General features: G+C 65.9%; 14 protein-coding genes and 1 pseudogene. 7 read left to right on the forward strand and 8 right to left on the reverse strand.

The features are described 5' to 3' along the window. Positions 1 to 206: 206 nt before the first annotated feature. Positions 207 to 638, forward strand: a complete 432-nt coding sequence (locus FHT08_RS12270; protein WP_016903604.1) for a hypothetical protein — start codon at positions 207 to 209, stop codon at positions 636 to 638. A gap of 397 nt (positions 639 to 1035) precedes the next feature. Here the strand turns inward: FHT08_RS12270 and FHT08_RS12275 are convergent, their stop codons facing one another. Beyond that, positions 1036 to 1608, reverse strand: a complete 573-nt coding sequence (locus FHT08_RS12275; protein WP_166775226.1) for a pseudouridine synthase — start codon at positions 1606 to 1608, stop codon at positions 1036 to 1038. Positions 1609 to 1969: 361 nt separating this feature from the next. Continuing rightward, positions 1970 to 2824 carry a class I SAM-dependent methyltransferase gene (locus tag FHT08_RS12280; protein WP_166775227.1) on the reverse strand — a complete coding sequence of 285 codons (855 nt, stop codon included), beginning with the start codon at positions 2822 to 2824 and terminating at the stop codon, positions 1970 to 1972. A gap of 232 nt (positions 2825 to 3056) precedes the next feature. On the opposite strand from FHT08_RS12280, the gene FHT08_RS12285 reads away from it, so the two are divergent. The 4 genes from FHT08_RS12285 to FHT08_RS12300 all read left to right on the forward strand — a co-directional run bounded on the left by FHT08_RS12285 (position 3057) and on the right by FHT08_RS12300 (position 6495). Then, a complete protein-coding gene (locus tag FHT08_RS12285; RefSeq protein ID WP_166775228.1) occupies positions 3057 to 4028 on the forward strand; it encodes an aldo/keto reductase in 972 nt (323 codons plus the stop codon). A gap of 114 nt (positions 4029 to 4142) precedes the next feature. Further along, a complete protein-coding gene (locus FHT08_RS12290) occupies positions 4143 to 5171 on the forward strand; it encodes an NADP-dependent oxidoreductase (RefSeq protein WP_166775229.1) in 1029 nt (342 codons plus the stop codon). Positions 5172 to 5245: 74 nt separating this feature from the next. Continuing rightward, positions 5246 to 6049 carry a 2,5-didehydrogluconate reductase DkgB gene (gene dkgB / locus FHT08_RS12295; RefSeq protein ID WP_166775230.1) on the forward strand — a complete coding sequence of 268 codons (804 nt, stop codon included), beginning with the start codon at positions 5246 to 5248 and terminating at the stop codon, positions 6047 to 6049. A 143-nt stretch (positions 6050 to 6192) separates the two neighbouring features. Then, positions 6193 to 6495 carry a hypothetical protein gene (locus tag FHT08_RS12300; protein WP_104606913.1) on the forward strand — a complete coding sequence of 101 codons (303 nt, stop codon included), beginning with the start codon at positions 6193 to 6195 and terminating at the stop codon, positions 6493 to 6495. A 72-nt stretch (positions 6496 to 6567) separates the two neighbouring features. Here the strand turns inward: FHT08_RS12300 and FHT08_RS12305 are convergent, their stop codons facing one another. After that, the gene (locus FHT08_RS12305; RefSeq protein WP_166775231.1) at positions 6568 to 6978 is read right to left on the reverse strand and encodes a hypothetical protein; all 411 of its coding nucleotides are present in this window, start codon (positions 6976 to 6978) and stop codon (positions 6568 to 6570) included. A gap of 161 nt (positions 6979 to 7139) precedes the next feature. Between FHT08_RS12305 and FHT08_RS12310 the strand changes: the two are divergent. Further along, positions 7140 to 8007, forward strand: a pseudogene (locus tag FHT08_RS12310) (DUF2884 family protein). A gap of 256 nt (positions 8008 to 8263) precedes the next feature. Here FHT08_RS12310 and FHT08_RS12315 read toward each other — a convergent pair. The 5 genes from FHT08_RS12315 to FHT08_RS12335 all read right to left on the reverse strand — a co-directional run bounded on the left by FHT08_RS12315 (position 8264) and on the right by FHT08_RS12335 (position 12223). Further along, positions 8264 to 8965 (reverse strand): alpha/beta fold hydrolase, encoded by a 702-nt coding sequence (locus FHT08_RS12315; RefSeq protein ID WP_166775233.1) that lies wholly within the window; start codon positions 8963 to 8965, stop codon positions 8264 to 8266. A gap of 281 nt (positions 8966 to 9246) precedes the next feature. After that, a complete protein-coding gene (locus FHT08_RS12320; protein WP_166775234.1) occupies positions 9247 to 9675 on the reverse strand; it encodes an organic hydroperoxide resistance protein in 429 nt (142 codons plus the stop codon). Positions 9676 to 9781: 106 nt separating this feature from the next. Beyond that, a complete protein-coding gene (locus tag FHT08_RS12325; protein ID WP_166775235.1) occupies positions 9782 to 10243 on the reverse strand; it encodes a MarR family transcriptional regulator in 462 nt (153 codons plus the stop codon). A gap of 144 nt (positions 10244 to 10387) precedes the next feature. Further along, on the reverse strand, positions 10388 to 11482 hold the full coding sequence (gene zapE / locus FHT08_RS12330) for a cell division protein ZapE (RefSeq protein WP_104606908.1): 1095 nt from the start codon (positions 11480 to 11482) through the stop codon (positions 10388 to 10390). Positions 11483 to 11560: 78 nt separating this feature from the next. Further along, on the reverse strand, positions 11561 to 12223 hold the full coding sequence (locus tag FHT08_RS12335) for an alpha/beta hydrolase (protein ID WP_104606926.1): 663 nt from the start codon (positions 12221 to 12223) through the stop codon (positions 11561 to 11563). Positions 12224 to 12289: 66 nt separating this feature from the next. Between FHT08_RS12335 and FHT08_RS12340 the strand changes: the two genes are divergently transcribed. Continuing rightward, on the forward strand, positions 12290 to 13171 hold the full coding sequence (locus FHT08_RS12340; protein WP_166775236.1) for an EamA family transporter: 882 nt from the start codon (positions 12290 to 12292) through the stop codon (positions 13169 to 13171). Positions 13172 to 13215: the final 44 nt, after the last annotated feature.

The raw sequence follows: 13215 nt of genomic DNA on the forward strand, positions 1-13215 counted from the left end.
TGTAAGCCCTTCTCCCGGCGGGAGAAGGGAGTCGACGTCGATACCGGCCAGGGCAGGCCTCTGTTGCATCCAGGTAAGCACCGATCACAGCGTCGCCCCGCATCGTTACTTAACCGCAACCCAAACAAGCCCTGCCACCGCTAACACCGTCTATACGCACCAGCCCACACACTGCGGCACACGTACTCAGAAAGGAAACGCCTCCAATGAGCAAGCTGACTGTGATCACCGAACGCGCCCTGGAGCGTGCCCTGGAACTGGCTGGCAATGCCGGCGACCACCTGCGTCACGCCGCCTCCAACGCGGGCGATCAGGCCCGTCATGCAGGCAGCAGCCTGCGTCATTTCGGTCCGGGCGCCAGCGAATGGCTGAAGACCGGCGCTGCCCTGGGTGCCGTGCGCACCGGCGGCAAGGTCGTCAGCAAAGTGGTCAAGCGCAACCCGGCCGTCACCGTGGCCGCGGCCGTCGCCGGCCTAGGCCTGATCGGTTATGCCGTGTATCGCAAGCGCCAGCGTGACCAGCAGGTGCTCGGCGGCAACGTCCACCGTCTGGACCGCGAACACGCCAGCAATGCCAGCGCACGTCGCGCCGCCTACCAGCGTCGCGGTGCAGTAACCCCGAGCGACGGCATCGAATAAGCCGTCTTTCAAGGCACAAACAAAAACGCCACGGCCTTGCGCCGTGGCGTTTTTGTTTGTGGACGACGGCCGGTGCCACCATGAAATGGCTAAGCCATCGATGCCCACTCGCGTGGTCGAAGAATGCCGCATTGCATGTGCAGATTAACGTTCGCGTGTGATCGCGTTGCTTGCCCCTAGACGCGCCCTTGTCATTACCACGCTTGTCCTGACCCGCGCCGTCTTGCCGCATCGCAGGGTGGATCGGCCTCCACGCAGACACGCAACCGTTGCATCTGTGCGCGCGTTACCCATCCTGCTGCTCATGCTGCATGGGCGGTGCGGTAAGCAGCGCCGTCCAAAATGCATCGAGCTCAGCGCCACGTGCGGTGCAGCGACTGCTGTACCGAATACAGGATCAGCGTCGCGTCCTGCCAGGGCGCGCGCCATGCGATTGTTCGATGCGCCACTGGCCGGGCGCCAGCGCATCCAGGGTCCAGTCGCCGATCGCCACGCGGATCAGACGCAAGGTCGGAAGGCCCACCGAAGCGGTCATGCGCCGCACCTGGCGATTGCGCCCTTCGGTGATCCGCAATTCCAGCCAGGCATCGGGCACGGTCTTGCGCACGCGCACCGGCGGATCGCGCGGCCACAGCTGCGGTGCCGGATCGAGCCTGCGCACATCGGCCGGGCGGGTCGGGCCGTCGTTGAGCAGCACGCCATCGCGCAAGGCCTGCAGTTGCGCAGGTTCTGGGTCGCCTTCCACCTGCACCCAATAGGTCTTGGGTTGCTTGTGGCGCGGGTCGGTCAAGCGATGCGCCAATGCACCATCGTCGGTCAGCAGCAACAAGCCTTCGCTGTCGTGGTCCAGACGACCGGCCGCGTAGACGTCGGCCGGCAGGCCGAATTCGGCCAGCGTGCGTTTGGGCGGCTGCGAGCGGTCGCTAAATTGCGATAGCACGCCATAGGGTTTGTTTAACAACACCAACATGCCAATCCTGTTGCGCAAGGTCGTTGCAGGGCACGCACATGGCGCGTGAGGTCGTACACCGGGTCAAAGAGGTTTCGCCACGAGCGACAGGTGATGCGCTGCATCTGCCCGTAACGGTATTGAACGCTGAGGCCGCGAGTATCGCTTCGCGAGAGGTTGCGCATCGCTGGCATGCTGGGTGCAAGCGCCGCAGCATCGGTCTAGCAGGCCGTTATTACGCTGCCGGCGCCGTCTATGCAGTCGTGCGCCTGATCGCACCGTCATCGCATGCCGCGCGTCATGACACCACCGACGCACCATCGTGGGCAGCGCCCAAGACCCTGCATGCCGACACGCGATGCGTCGGCATGCAGGCGGCGTCTCACTGCTTGACGAACTTCAAGGTCATGCGGTCGCTCTCGCCGATCGCCTTGTACTTGGCATCGTCGGCCTTGTCGTGGTTGTTGCTCGGCGGCAGGGTCCATACGCCACCGGCATAGTCCTTGGTGTCGCGCGGATTGGCGTTGACCTCGCTCTTGCCAGCGAGCTTGAATCCGGCCGCTTCTGCCATCGCGATCAACTGCGCCTGGCCGACATAGCCGCTCTTGTCGTCGGCCGCCACGTCGGCCTTGGCACGGTGCTCGACCACGCCAAGCACGCCACCGGGCTTGAGCACCTTGTAGAAGCCGGCAAACATCGCCTCGGCATTGCCGGCCATACGCCAGTTATGCACGTTGCGGAAGGTCAGCACCAGATCGGCCGAGTTGTCCACGCCGAACGAAGGCGTCTTGGGCACATAGGAAACGAACGACGGCTTGCCATACACCTCCGGCTTTGCCGCAAACTTCTTCTCCAGCTCGTCGCGCCCACGTTGTGCCGAGTCGCGGCCGCGCCCCTCCGGCACCGCCGCCGGGTCGACCACCGCGGCGACATACCTGCCCTTGTCGCGCAGGTACGGCGCCAGGATTTCCGAATACCAGCCGCCGCCCGGCGTGATTTCGATGACGGTCTGGGTCGGCTTGATGCCAAAGAACGCCAGCGTCTGGCCCGGATGACGATAGACATCGCGCTGCACGTAGACCCGGTCGCGCCAGTTGCCGTCGATGGCTTTTTGCAACGCCGCATCGGGCGCCGGCAAGCTGGCGCTATCGGCCGGTTTCATTGCCATGGCCAGTGGCGCGCTCATCGCCACTGCCATCCCCACCACACACGCATACACCAGCTTGTTGCGGATCATCGCAGCGCCCTTTGCGGGAAAAAGTAGCGCGAGCCTAGCATGCGGCCCGAAGGCTGCCATGTGCATGGATCGGTGCGCCGCATGACGCGCCGCACCAGGCGCGCCGGGCCACATGTTCAAACGACGTGAGTCGATGAGGGCGATCTGCGGAACGCTGAATCCACGCAGGTGTCACACGCAACATCGACACGCATGACTATCCTGTCGGCAGTTCGAATCAGGAGCAACCGTGATGACCCACTCCCGCGCGCTAGGCCGCTCCGGCCTGCAGGTTCAACCGATCGTGTTCGGTGGCAATGTGTTTGGCTGGAGCGCCGACGAGGCGACCTCGTTCGCGTTGCTCGATGCCTTCGTCGATGCCGGCTTCAATCTGATCGACACCGCCGATGCGTACTCCGGCTGGGTGCCGGGCAATCGTGGTGGCGAGTCGGAAACCATCATCGGGCGCTGGCTCGCACGCAGCGGCAAGCGCGACAAGGTGCTGATCGCCACCAAGGTGGCCAAATGGAGCGAGCATCCGGGCCTGTCGCCGGAGAACATCGCCGCTGCGGTGGAAGATTCGCTCGCCCGCCTGCAGACCGATGTGATCGATCTGTACCAGGCGCACGAAGACGACGAATCGATTCCGCTGGAAGCCACGCTGGCCGCGTTCGGCCGCTTGATCGAACAGGGCAAGGTGCGCGCCATCGGCGCGTCCAACTACAGCGCCGCGCGCCTGCGCGATGCGCTGGATATTTCCGAGCAATACACACTGCCGCGCTATGAAAGCCTGCAACCGGAATACAACCTCTACGACCGCTCCGGCTATGAGGCCGAGCTGGAGCCGCTGGCGCGCGAACGCGAGCTCGGCGTGATCAGCTACTACTCGCTGGCCAGCGGCTTTCTGACCGGCAAATACCGCAGCGCCGACGACGCCGGCAAGAGCAGCGCGCGCGGCGCCTCGGTGGTCAAGCAGTACGTCAATCCGCGCGGTCTGCGCATCTTGCAGGCGCTGGACGATCTGGCGGCCACCCACGGTGCAACGCCGGCACAGATCGCACTGGCATGGTTGATCGCACGCCCGGGCCTAACCGCACCGATCGTCAGCGCCACCAGCGTGACCCAGTTGCACGATGTGCTGGCCGCCGCGCAGCTGTCGCTGAGCGCCGATCAGATTGCACAGCTCGATGGCGCAAGCGCCCCCGAGCCGGCCGACGCAGCCTGACGCACCGGCTTGCATCACGCACGCAGGCGACCACGCGCGTCCTCCCGCGCGCAGCCGCCGCCGTGGCTGTATCCCCCCGTCGCGTACGCGCGGCCCTTTCCGCAAGGAATTCCCATGCCATCGATCACCAACCGCCGCATCGTGCTGGCCTCACGCCCGCACGGCGAGCCGAACGCAGCCAATTTCCGCATTGAAGACGTCGCCTTGCCGCCCACCGGGCACGACCAGATCCTGGTGCGCAACCGCTTTCTGTCGCTGGACCCGTCCATGCGTGGACGCATGGACGAAGGCCCGTCCTATGCCGCACCGGTGGAGATCGACGCGGTGATGGAAGGCGGCACCGTCGGCGAAGTGCTCGAGTCGCACCATGCCGGCTATCAGCCGGGCGACCTGCTGGTGCTGCCCGGCGGTTGGCAGAGCCACAGCCTGCTCACGCCCGCCGCACCGTTGCGCAAGCTGCCCAAGGACGATGCCCTGCCGCTGAGCACCGCGCTCGGCGTGTACGGCATGCCCGGCTTCACCGCCTACGCCGGCCTGCACGAAATCGGCAAGCCGCAGGCCGGCGAAACCCTGGTGGTGGCGGCAGCCAGCGGGCCGGTCGGCGCCACCGTGGCCCAGCTGGCGCGTCTGCAGGGGTTGCGCGTGGTGGCCATTGCCGGTGGCGAGGAAAAGGTGCGGTACCTGCGCGAGGTGCTGCGCGTGGATGTGGCGCTTGACCATCGCGCCGACGACTTTGCCGAACAGCTGCGCGTGGCCACCCCGGACGGGATCGACATCTATTTCGAGAACGTCGGCGGCAAGGTCTTCGACGCGGTGTTGCCGCAATTGAACGCCTTTGCGCGCATCCCGGTGTGCGGCGTGATCGCCACCTACAACAGCCGCGGCCAGGCCTTGCCGGGGCCGGATCGCCTGCTGGAGTTCATGGGCCAGGTGCTGCGCCAGCGGCTGACCGTGCGCGGCTTCATCCAGCACGATTTCATCCGCCTGATGCCCGCCTTCCTGCGCGAGATGGGCCAGTGGCTGCGCGACGGCCAGATCCAGTACCGCGAACACGTCCTGCACGGCCTGGACAGCGCCCCGCAGGGCCTGATCAGCCTGCTGCGCGGCGAGAACTTCGGCAAGGCCGTCGTCGCACTGGACTAATGGCTCACAGCGCCCCGCACGACATCAGCGTTTGCGATTCACGATTCCCCATTCCCGATTACCAAAGGAACACAATGACAGTCCCCGCATTCGGCCTCGGCACCTTCCGTCTCAAGGACCAGGTCGTCATCGACTCGGTGCGCAATGCACTGGAGTTGGGTTACCGCGCCGTCGATACCGCGCAGATCTATGACAACGAAGAACAGGTCGGCCAGGCCATTGCCGCATCCGGTCTGCCGCGCGATGAGCTGTATCTGACCACCAAGATCTGGGTCGACAAGTTCGACCGCAGCGCCTTGCTGCCCAGCCTGCAGGAAAGCCTGCGCAAACTGGGCACCGACCATGTCGACCTGACCCTGATCCACTGGCCTTCGCCCAAGGATCAGGTGCCGATGCGCGACTACCTGGAAGCCTTGAACGAGGCCCGGCAGCAGGGCCTGACCCGTGCGATCGGCGTCTCCAACTTCACCATCGCGTTGATCAAGCAGGCCATCGAGATCCTGGGCGCGGAGGCCATCGCCACCAATCAGATCGAAGTGCATCCGTACCTGCAGAACCGTAGCCTGATCGCGTTCCTGCGCGAGCAGGGCATCCATGTCACCTCCTACATGACGCTGGCGGTGGGCGAAGTGCTGAAGGATCCGGTGATCCAGGCGATTGCCGCGCGCCACGACGCCACGCCGGCGCAGGTCACCCTGGCCTGGGCATTGCAGCAGGGCTATTCGGTGATTCCGTCCTCGACCAAGCGTGACAATCTGGAGAGCAATCTCAAGGCGCAGACGCTACGGTTGAGTGCGCAGGACATGGCCGAGATCGCGGCACTGGACCGCGGGCAGCGCCTGGCCAACCCGAAGGCCATCGCACCCGACTGGGATTGAGGTCCCGGTTGCCACGGGTCGGCACTGTCCGGCCCGTGGCATCACCACCGCGACGACCGCTCGTCGTCGCGTGCTGGTTGCACGCGGCAGGCGCTGCTACGGTGCCGGGCACAGGGGGTAGTCTCGGCAACGGAGTCTTACCCATGCACAGCGCATCCGTCTTGACCCGCCGCACCGTCGATCTCGCCACGGAGATCGCCTACTGGCGCGATGTCCACGCCGAAGGCCATCTGGGTGGTTACGCGTTCGCCGATTACGCCCGGCTACTCACACTCGGCTACGACATCTATCTGGCCTATCCGCGCGCCACCGAGGCGCAGCTGTATCGCGTGCTGCAGGACGGCTATTACCACTATCAACCGCTGCTGTCGGTGCCCTGGGACCAGGCGCGCTGGATCGTGCGGCATGCGTGGCGGCATCTGGAAGAGGCCGCCGTTCGGCATTGAAACAAGCATTCTGAAAAAGAATTGGCCACTCGGACGACCGCGCAGCCCTTGCGGCTGCCCGGTACTGTCAGCTCACTGCCCCAGCGCCATCGCCTGGCGATCGATGCGGTGCTTGTCGGCCAGTGCCTGCATGCCCTGCAGGGTGGCGGCGATCAGGCTGGCGTAGCGCAGCCGCCACAGCGTGGCGCGGGCGTTGTCGTCGTGCGTATTGCCCAGGCCGTCGAGCACCTGCGGCAGACGGCGGTCGGCCAGCGCGGAGGCGGCCAGGTAGGGCTTTTCCGGGGCGATCACGTCCACCGGGGGGCGCCAGTCGTTGGCAACCTGCTGGGAAATGCCGGCTAGGTGCGAGAGCTGGTGCATCCCGATCAGCGTCTCGTGCAGCATCTCGCGGCACGCCCACTGCCACAGCGCCACCTTCTCCGATGGGTCCTTGGCAATCTCGGTGAGTGCCAGATCAACCTTTTCGATGCGTGAGTCGAGCATTGCCGAGCTCCGATGCTGCTGTGCAACATAATTCACACCATACACCGTGAGAATCAAGTGAGCCAAACGTTTGCAGGATGTCGGCGCAGCGATGCTCGACCCGGTTCACGCTTTGCGCCGTCGAGGCCAAGAGGCCGCTACGGCACCCTGACTTCCTGCCCATGGCCAGGCGTGCAGCCGCGCGCCATGCTGCCGCATCACCACTCCCGGGCATCCGTCATGCGCATCCGCTCCGTCCTGGCGCCGCTCCTGCTGCTGGCGGCCTGTAGCGCACAGGCCGCAACCGCCAGGCCGCAGGTGTCCGCACAGCAATGCGACGTCAGCACCTCCTACGATGTGCTGGCCGACAGCGGCGGCATCTGGCTGCGTCGCAAGCAAGGCGTGCCGCGCGAGATTTTCTTCCACGGTGGCGAACTCAACATCGATCGCCAACCGCAAGCGGTCAGCGCTGCCGACGCGCAACGCCTGCGCGAACTCGAACAGGGCGCACGCGCGCTGATGCCGGCCGTGACCTCCATTGCCCGTTCGGTGGTCGACATCAGCTTCGACGCACTGGCCGGCGTGGTGCAGATGCTGACCGACAGCGCGCGCCAGGAGCGCAAGGTGGAGCGGCTGCGCGGCACCGCACTCGCGCAGGTCGATGCCACGCTGGGGCGTGGGCGCTGGGAACAGGCGCTGTTCGACGAACGTTTCCAAGCCAGTGTCGGACGCGCTGCCGACGACCTGGCCGGCAGCCTGGCCCGCAGCGTGATGTGGACGGTGATGACCGGACGCGCTGCGCAGCTGGAGCGACGCGGGGAGCAACTGGATGCGCGCATGGAGCAGCAGATGCAGGTACGCAGCCAGGCGCTGGAAGCACAGGCACAGACGCTGTGCACGCAGGCGCAGGCACTGTATGGAGTGCAGCAGGCGCTGGAATATCGTTTCCAGGGGCAGCGGCTGCAGATGCTCGAACTCAACACGCACCGGCAGAAAGACGACGCGGATGCGCCGGTGTCCAACAGCGTTGTGGCGACGGCCGCGCGGTGACGGCGGCGATGCAGCACATGCGGACTTGCACGCCGTCGTAGCAGCCCAACGAGTCGCTTCGGCCAGATGGCTGCCGTGACTGGGTATGACGCAATGCATGCATGAATGCAGGCATTGCGCAGCAGCCGACGGCGCGCTGATCGCCTTCCCAGGACCGCTGCTTCAGAGCCCCTCATCGCGCACTGGTTGATGCCGTCCCGCCGCATGGCGATCGCACGGCGGCAGGCATGGCTACGCCGGCTCGGTTGTCGCTGTATCAGGCGAGCAGCCATTGCCGCAATGCATCCGACACCGCCTGCGGCTGCTCCAATGGCGACAGATGGCCACACGCAGGCACTTGCACCAGACGCGCCTGCACTGCGAGTGCGGCCATTTCCTCGTGCAAGGCAGGCGGGGTGATCGCATCGTCCTGGCCGCACAGCACCAGCAGCGGGCCGGCATAGGCGCGCAGCAGCGCGCGGCCGTCTTCCCGCTCCAGCCGGTTCTGCCGCAGGAACACCTCCACGCCCAGACCCTGGGTCATGCCACGCACCCGCTCCAGCAAGGCCTCGTCCTGCCAGCGCGAGGGATGCACGTAGTGCCGCAGCAGCCGTTCGCCGAATCCGTGGAAGGCACCGGCGCCACGCACACTCGCTTCCTGCGCGCGCCGTTGCGCCGCGCGCTCGGGCGAATCGGCACGTGCGGAGGTATCCAGCAAGGCCAGCCGCTCCACGCGCTCCGGCGCGATACGCAGGATTTCCTGCGCGACGTAGCCGCCCAACGAAAACCCCGCCAGCGCAAAACGCGGCGGCATCTGCGCCAGCAGCTGCGTCGCCAGCGCGCGCATGCGCTCGCCCTGGGTGATGTCGCCGACCACGCAGTCGGCAACCTCGGCCAGGGCCACGCGCTGCGCCTGCCACAATTGCGCATCGTTGAGCAGACCGGGGAGCAGCAGCAAGGTCGGACGCGTTGCGCTCATGCGCAGGAAAATCCGATCGGGATCGCAGAAGCAGGCACTGTCATCGCAACAGTGTGCCGCGCGGTGACGCCCATCGCCAGCGCGTGCATGCGCGCCCGGACGCGGGTGCATCGACTCGTTGGCGTGTCTTGCATCCATGCCAGGTCACGCTGGCACAGCGCCGCCGACTATCTGTTTTCTTCAGGGCAGCGCTCCTGCTGCTGCAACAAAAAACGGCCCGACGCAGGCGCCGGGCCGTTTGTGACTCCACCACGTATTGCGCGTGGTGATGCTGGCGTGGATCAGGCCAGGGTCAGGGTGACGTCGATGTTGCCGCGGGTCGCGTTGGAGTAAGGGCAGACCTGGTGGGCCTTGTCGACCAGCGCCTGCAGTTCGGCCTGGTCCATGCCCGGCACTGCGATGCGCAGCTCCACGGCAATGCCGAAGCCGCCTGGAATCTGGCCGATGCCGACGCTGCTGTCGATGCTCACGTCGCCCGGCAGCTTGAGCTTGTCCTGCGCCGCGACCGCCTTCATCGCGCCGATGAAGCAGGCTGCGTAGCCGGCAGCGAACAGCTGTTCCGGGTTGGTGCCGTCGCCGCCGGCGCCGCCCAATTCGCGCGGCGTGGAGAGCTTGGCGTCCAGCGCCTTGTCGGAAGACACGGCACGGCCTTCGCGGCCACCGGTGGCAGTGGCGAGGGCGGTGTAGAGGACTTTTTCAGGTGAGGCCATGGTGGTTCTCCAGAATGAGCGCTGTCAGCGCGTGATGTAGCTGAATAGTTGGCGATTAAATCGTGTGCGATATTTTTAGGAAACATACAGGCAACGCTGGATCGACTCACCCCGCACCGAGGCCGGAGCGTAACGTCTCCAGTTGCTGCTTGAGTTGACGCAACTCGTCCAACGAACACGCCGAGGCACACAACACCTGCTCCGGCACCGCGCCGGCCTTGGCGCGCAGTGCGCGGCCGGCATCGGTCAGCGCAATGATCACCTGACGCTCGTCGCTGGCGGCGCGGGTGCGGGTGACCAGTCCGGCAGCCTGCAGCCGCTTGAGCAGCGGGGTCAGCGTGGCCGAGTCCAGGTACAGGCGCTCGCCGATCTCCGACACGCTGCGGCCGTCGGTTTCCCACAACACCAGCAGCACCAGATATTGCGGATAGGTCAGGTCCAGCGTCTTCAGCAGCCCGCGGTAGAGCTTGTGCATCGCCAGATTGGCCGAATACAGCGCAAAGCACAGCTGGTTGTCGAGTTGCAGCAGCGCATTGGTCCGGGCGGTGGTGGCTGTGGCGGTGTCCATGGCTGCAATTTACATTGCGCGCAATTTAATTGCAAGCGATTTTATCTGTCGTGTCACCAGGCATCGTCGCCAACCTGGTCCATGCCGCCGTCCCGATCGGTCACGACGGCCTGTGGAATCGCGGGCCGGGCCGCGTGTGCACGTCTACGCCCGATGCGCGGTCGCCAGATACTCGGCGCTCTGCATCTCGATCAGGCGCGAGGCGGTACGCTCGAACGCGCCGGCCAGGCGCTGGCCGCTGTACAACGCAGGCGGTGCGTCCTGCGCGGTGCAGACCAGGTTGACGTGGCGGTCGTACAGCTCATCGATCAGATTGACGAAGCGGCGCGCGGCGTCCTCGTTCATGCGGTCGAAGTGCGGAATGCCGCCCAGCAACACGGTGGTGAATTCGCGCGCTATCTCGATGTAATCGCCCGGGCCACGCGGGCCTTCGCACAGCGCGGCAAAATCGAACCAGGCAATGCTCTTGCCGCGCGCGCGTACGCAAATCTTGCGCGCCTCGATTTCAATATTGCCGCTGCGCGCCTCGGAATGTCCGCTCAGTTCGCCCCACCGCTGCGTCAGCCACGCATCGGCCTGCGCATCCAGGGGTGCGCGATACACCGGTGAGCGCGTCAGCGCGCGCATGCGGTAATCCTCGGTGCCTTCGGCATAGAGTTCCACGCAGAACTTCTGCAGCAGACCGATCGCCGGCATGAAGCTGTCGCGCTGCAGGCCGTTGGCGTAGAGGTTTTCCGGCGCGGTGTTGGAGGTGGTCACCAGGGTCACACCTTCGGCGAACAGGCGTTCCAGCAGGCGCGCCAGCAACATTGCATCGCCGATATCGGTAACGAAGAATTCGTCGAGCACCAGCACGCGCAGATCCTCGCGCCACTGTTGCGCGATCTTGGCAAGCGGATCGCTTTGCCCGGCATGCTCGCGCAGTTGCTCGTGCACTCCGCGCATGAAGCGATGGAAATGGGTGCGGTACTTCTGCTTGATCGGCAACCCGTCGTAGAACAGGTCGACCAGGAAGGTCTTGCCGCGCCCCACCCCACCCCAGAAATACAGGCCGCGCACCGGCTCGGGCTTCTTCCAGAACGCCGATAGCCGGTCCAGCCAGCCGTCCTGCGCGCTGTCCACCAATGCCTCGTGGATGCGGTCCAGTTCCGCCAGGGCCGCCTGCTGCGCGGGATCGGCGCGCCAGTCGCCGCGTTGTACGCCGGCGGCGTAGCGCTGCGACGGGGTCATCTCACTCATCGTGTTCTCCGCGGGCCGGCTGCTGCCTTGCCCGCTCAACGGCGCATCGCCGGGCGATACGCATGGGCCCTGCCGCGGTCAGAGGGTGGCCGGCAACCAGCGCCGGACACCATGCTGGATCGCACCGCGCAGGTCGATCAATTTGCGGTGGAAAAAATGGCTGGTGTCGGGCATGCGTACCAGCTCCGGCGGCTGCTCCAGGGTGTCCAGCCAGTCATACACCGCCTGCGGGTCGACGACTTCGTCGGCATCGCCCTGGATCACCAGCCACTGCGCCGGCGGTTGCACATCGCTGAAATCCCAGCGCCCGGCCGGCGGCGCGATCGAGATCAGCACCTGCGGTTCGAGCGAACCGGCGGCGCGCAACGACACATACGCCCCGAAGCTGAAACCGCCCAGCCACAGCGTGTCGCCGGGGCGCTGGCTGCGCACCCATGCAGCGACCGCACGCAGATCGTCCTGCTCGCCATCGCCATGGTCGAACGCACCGGCCGAGTTGCCGACACTGCGGAAATTGAAGCGCACCACGGTGATCCCCAACTCGCGCAGCGCGCGCGCAGCCATGGTGACGACCTTGTTGTGCATGCTGCCGCCCTCGGTGGAGAGCGGGTGGCAGACGATGGCGGTGACCGGTTGCACGGCAACGTCCGGCTCGGGCAGATCGACCGCAACCTCGAGCGGGCCGACCGGCCCGTCCAACGTCAGTGCAGCCGCTTCGGTGGGGAATAAGGGATTGGACATGCCGTCATAATAGCCGCCCCGCCGGCCGCGTTCATCGCCCTGCCTGCACACTTCGTTGCGTTGCCCATGCATTTCCTGCTGTTTTCCGTCGTTTGCAGTGTCCTGGTGTCGGTGTTGCTGAAGCTTGCGCCACGCCGCGATATCGATGTGTTTCAGGCCATTACCTGGAACTACGCTACCGCCAGCGTGTTGGCTGTTGCACTGCTCAAGCCCTCGTTTGCCAGTCTGGGCGCGCCGGCCACGCCGTGGTTTGCGCTGCTGGGGCTTGCGTTCGCGTTGCCGGGTATTTTCCTGCTGCTCGCACGCTCGATAGGCGTGGCCGGCATCGTGCGCACCGATGTGGCGCAACGTCTGTCGCTGTTGTTGTCGCTGGCGGCGGCCTTCAGCGTCTTTGGCGAAACCGCCGGGCCGTGGAAGCTGGCCGGCCTGGGTGTCGGGCTGCTGGCAATCGTCGGTATCGCGCAGCGCCCGCGTGCTACCACTGCGGTCGAGCCCGCATCGAACGCCGACAACCGCGCGCGCGCGTGGCCGTGGTTGCTCGGCGTGTGGGCCGGCTTCGCGCTGATCGATGTGCTGCTCAAGATCATCGCGCTTTCCGGCACGCCATCGCTTACCGCATTGACGCTGTGCTTTGCGATTGCATTCGCGTTGCTGCTGGTCGCGCAGCTGGCGCGCACGCGGCGCGGCCATCGCCTGCATCTGCGCAGCATCGCTGCCGGCCTGCTGCTGGGTGTACTCAACTTCGGCAACATCCTGTTTTACGTGCGCGCGCACCAACGCCTGCCGCATAGCCCGGCAACGGTGTTTGCGACGATGAACATCGGCGTGGTGGTGCTCGGTGCGCTGGTCGGCATTGCGGTGTTCGGCGAGCGCACCACCGTTTGGACGCGCGTGGGCCTGGCCCTGGCAGTGCTGGCGATCGCACTGATTGCCTGGGGTTCGCGCTGACGCAGCACGCATGCGGTCGCGCAGGGCGTGCGCAACTCGCGCAC

Source organism: Xanthomonas sp. CFBP 8151 (genome assembly GCF_011761885.1).
Classification (GTDB): domain Bacteria; phylum Pseudomonadota; class Gammaproteobacteria; order Xanthomonadales; family Xanthomonadaceae; genus Xanthomonas; species Xanthomonas arboricola_B.

Bases quoted from the DNA above. Each gene is read 5' to 3' on its own strand.
- FHT08_RS12300 (WP_104606913.1), top strand. From the start codon at position 6,193: ATGCACAGCGCATCCGTCTTGACCCGCCGCACCGTCGATCTCGCCACG.
- FHT08_RS12315 (WP_166775233.1), bottom strand. From the start codon at position 8,965: ATGAGCGCAACGCGTCCGACCTTGCTGCTGCTCCCCGGTCTGCTCAAC.
- FHT08_RS12320 (WP_166775234.1), bottom strand. From the start codon at position 9,675: ATGGCCTCACCTGAAAAAGTCCTCTACACCGCCCTCGCCACTGCCACC.
- FHT08_RS12275 (WP_166775226.1), bottom strand. From the start codon at position 1,608: ATGTTGGTGTTGTTAAACAAACCCTATGGCGTGCTATCGCAATTTAGC.
- FHT08_RS12335 (WP_104606926.1), bottom strand. From the start codon at position 12,223: ATGTCCAATCCCTTATTCCCCACCGAAGCGGCTGCACTGACGTTGGAC.
- dkgB (WP_166775230.1), top strand. From the start codon at position 5,246: ATGACAGTCCCCGCATTCGGCCTCGGCACCTTCCGTCTCAAGGACCAG.
- FHT08_RS12340 (WP_166775236.1), top strand. From the start codon at position 12,290: ATGCATTTCCTGCTGTTTTCCGTCGTTTGCAGTGTCCTGGTGTCGGTG.
- zapE (WP_104606908.1), bottom strand. From the start codon at position 11,482: ATGAGTGAGATGACCCCGTCGCAGCGCTACGCCGCCGGCGTACAACGC.
- FHT08_RS12270 (WP_016903604.1), top strand. From the start codon at position 207: ATGAGCAAGCTGACTGTGATCACCGAACGCGCCCTGGAGCGTGCCCTG.
- FHT08_RS12285 (WP_166775228.1), top strand. From the start codon at position 3,057: ATGACCCACTCCCGCGCGCTAGGCCGCTCCGGCCTGCAGGTTCAACCG.
- FHT08_RS12280 (WP_166775227.1), bottom strand. From the start codon at position 2,824: ATGATCCGCAACAAGCTGGTGTATGCGTGTGTGGTGGGGATGGCAGTG.
- FHT08_RS12325 (WP_166775235.1), bottom strand. From the start codon at position 10,243: ATGGACACCGCCACAGCCACCACCGCCCGGACCAATGCGCTGCTGCAA.
- FHT08_RS12290 (WP_166775229.1), top strand. From the start codon at position 4,143: ATGCCATCGATCACCAACCGCCGCATCGTGCTGGCCTCACGCCCGCAC.
- FHT08_RS12305 (WP_166775231.1), bottom strand. From the start codon at position 6,978: ATGCTCGACTCACGCATCGAAAAGGTTGATCTGGCACTCACCGAGATT.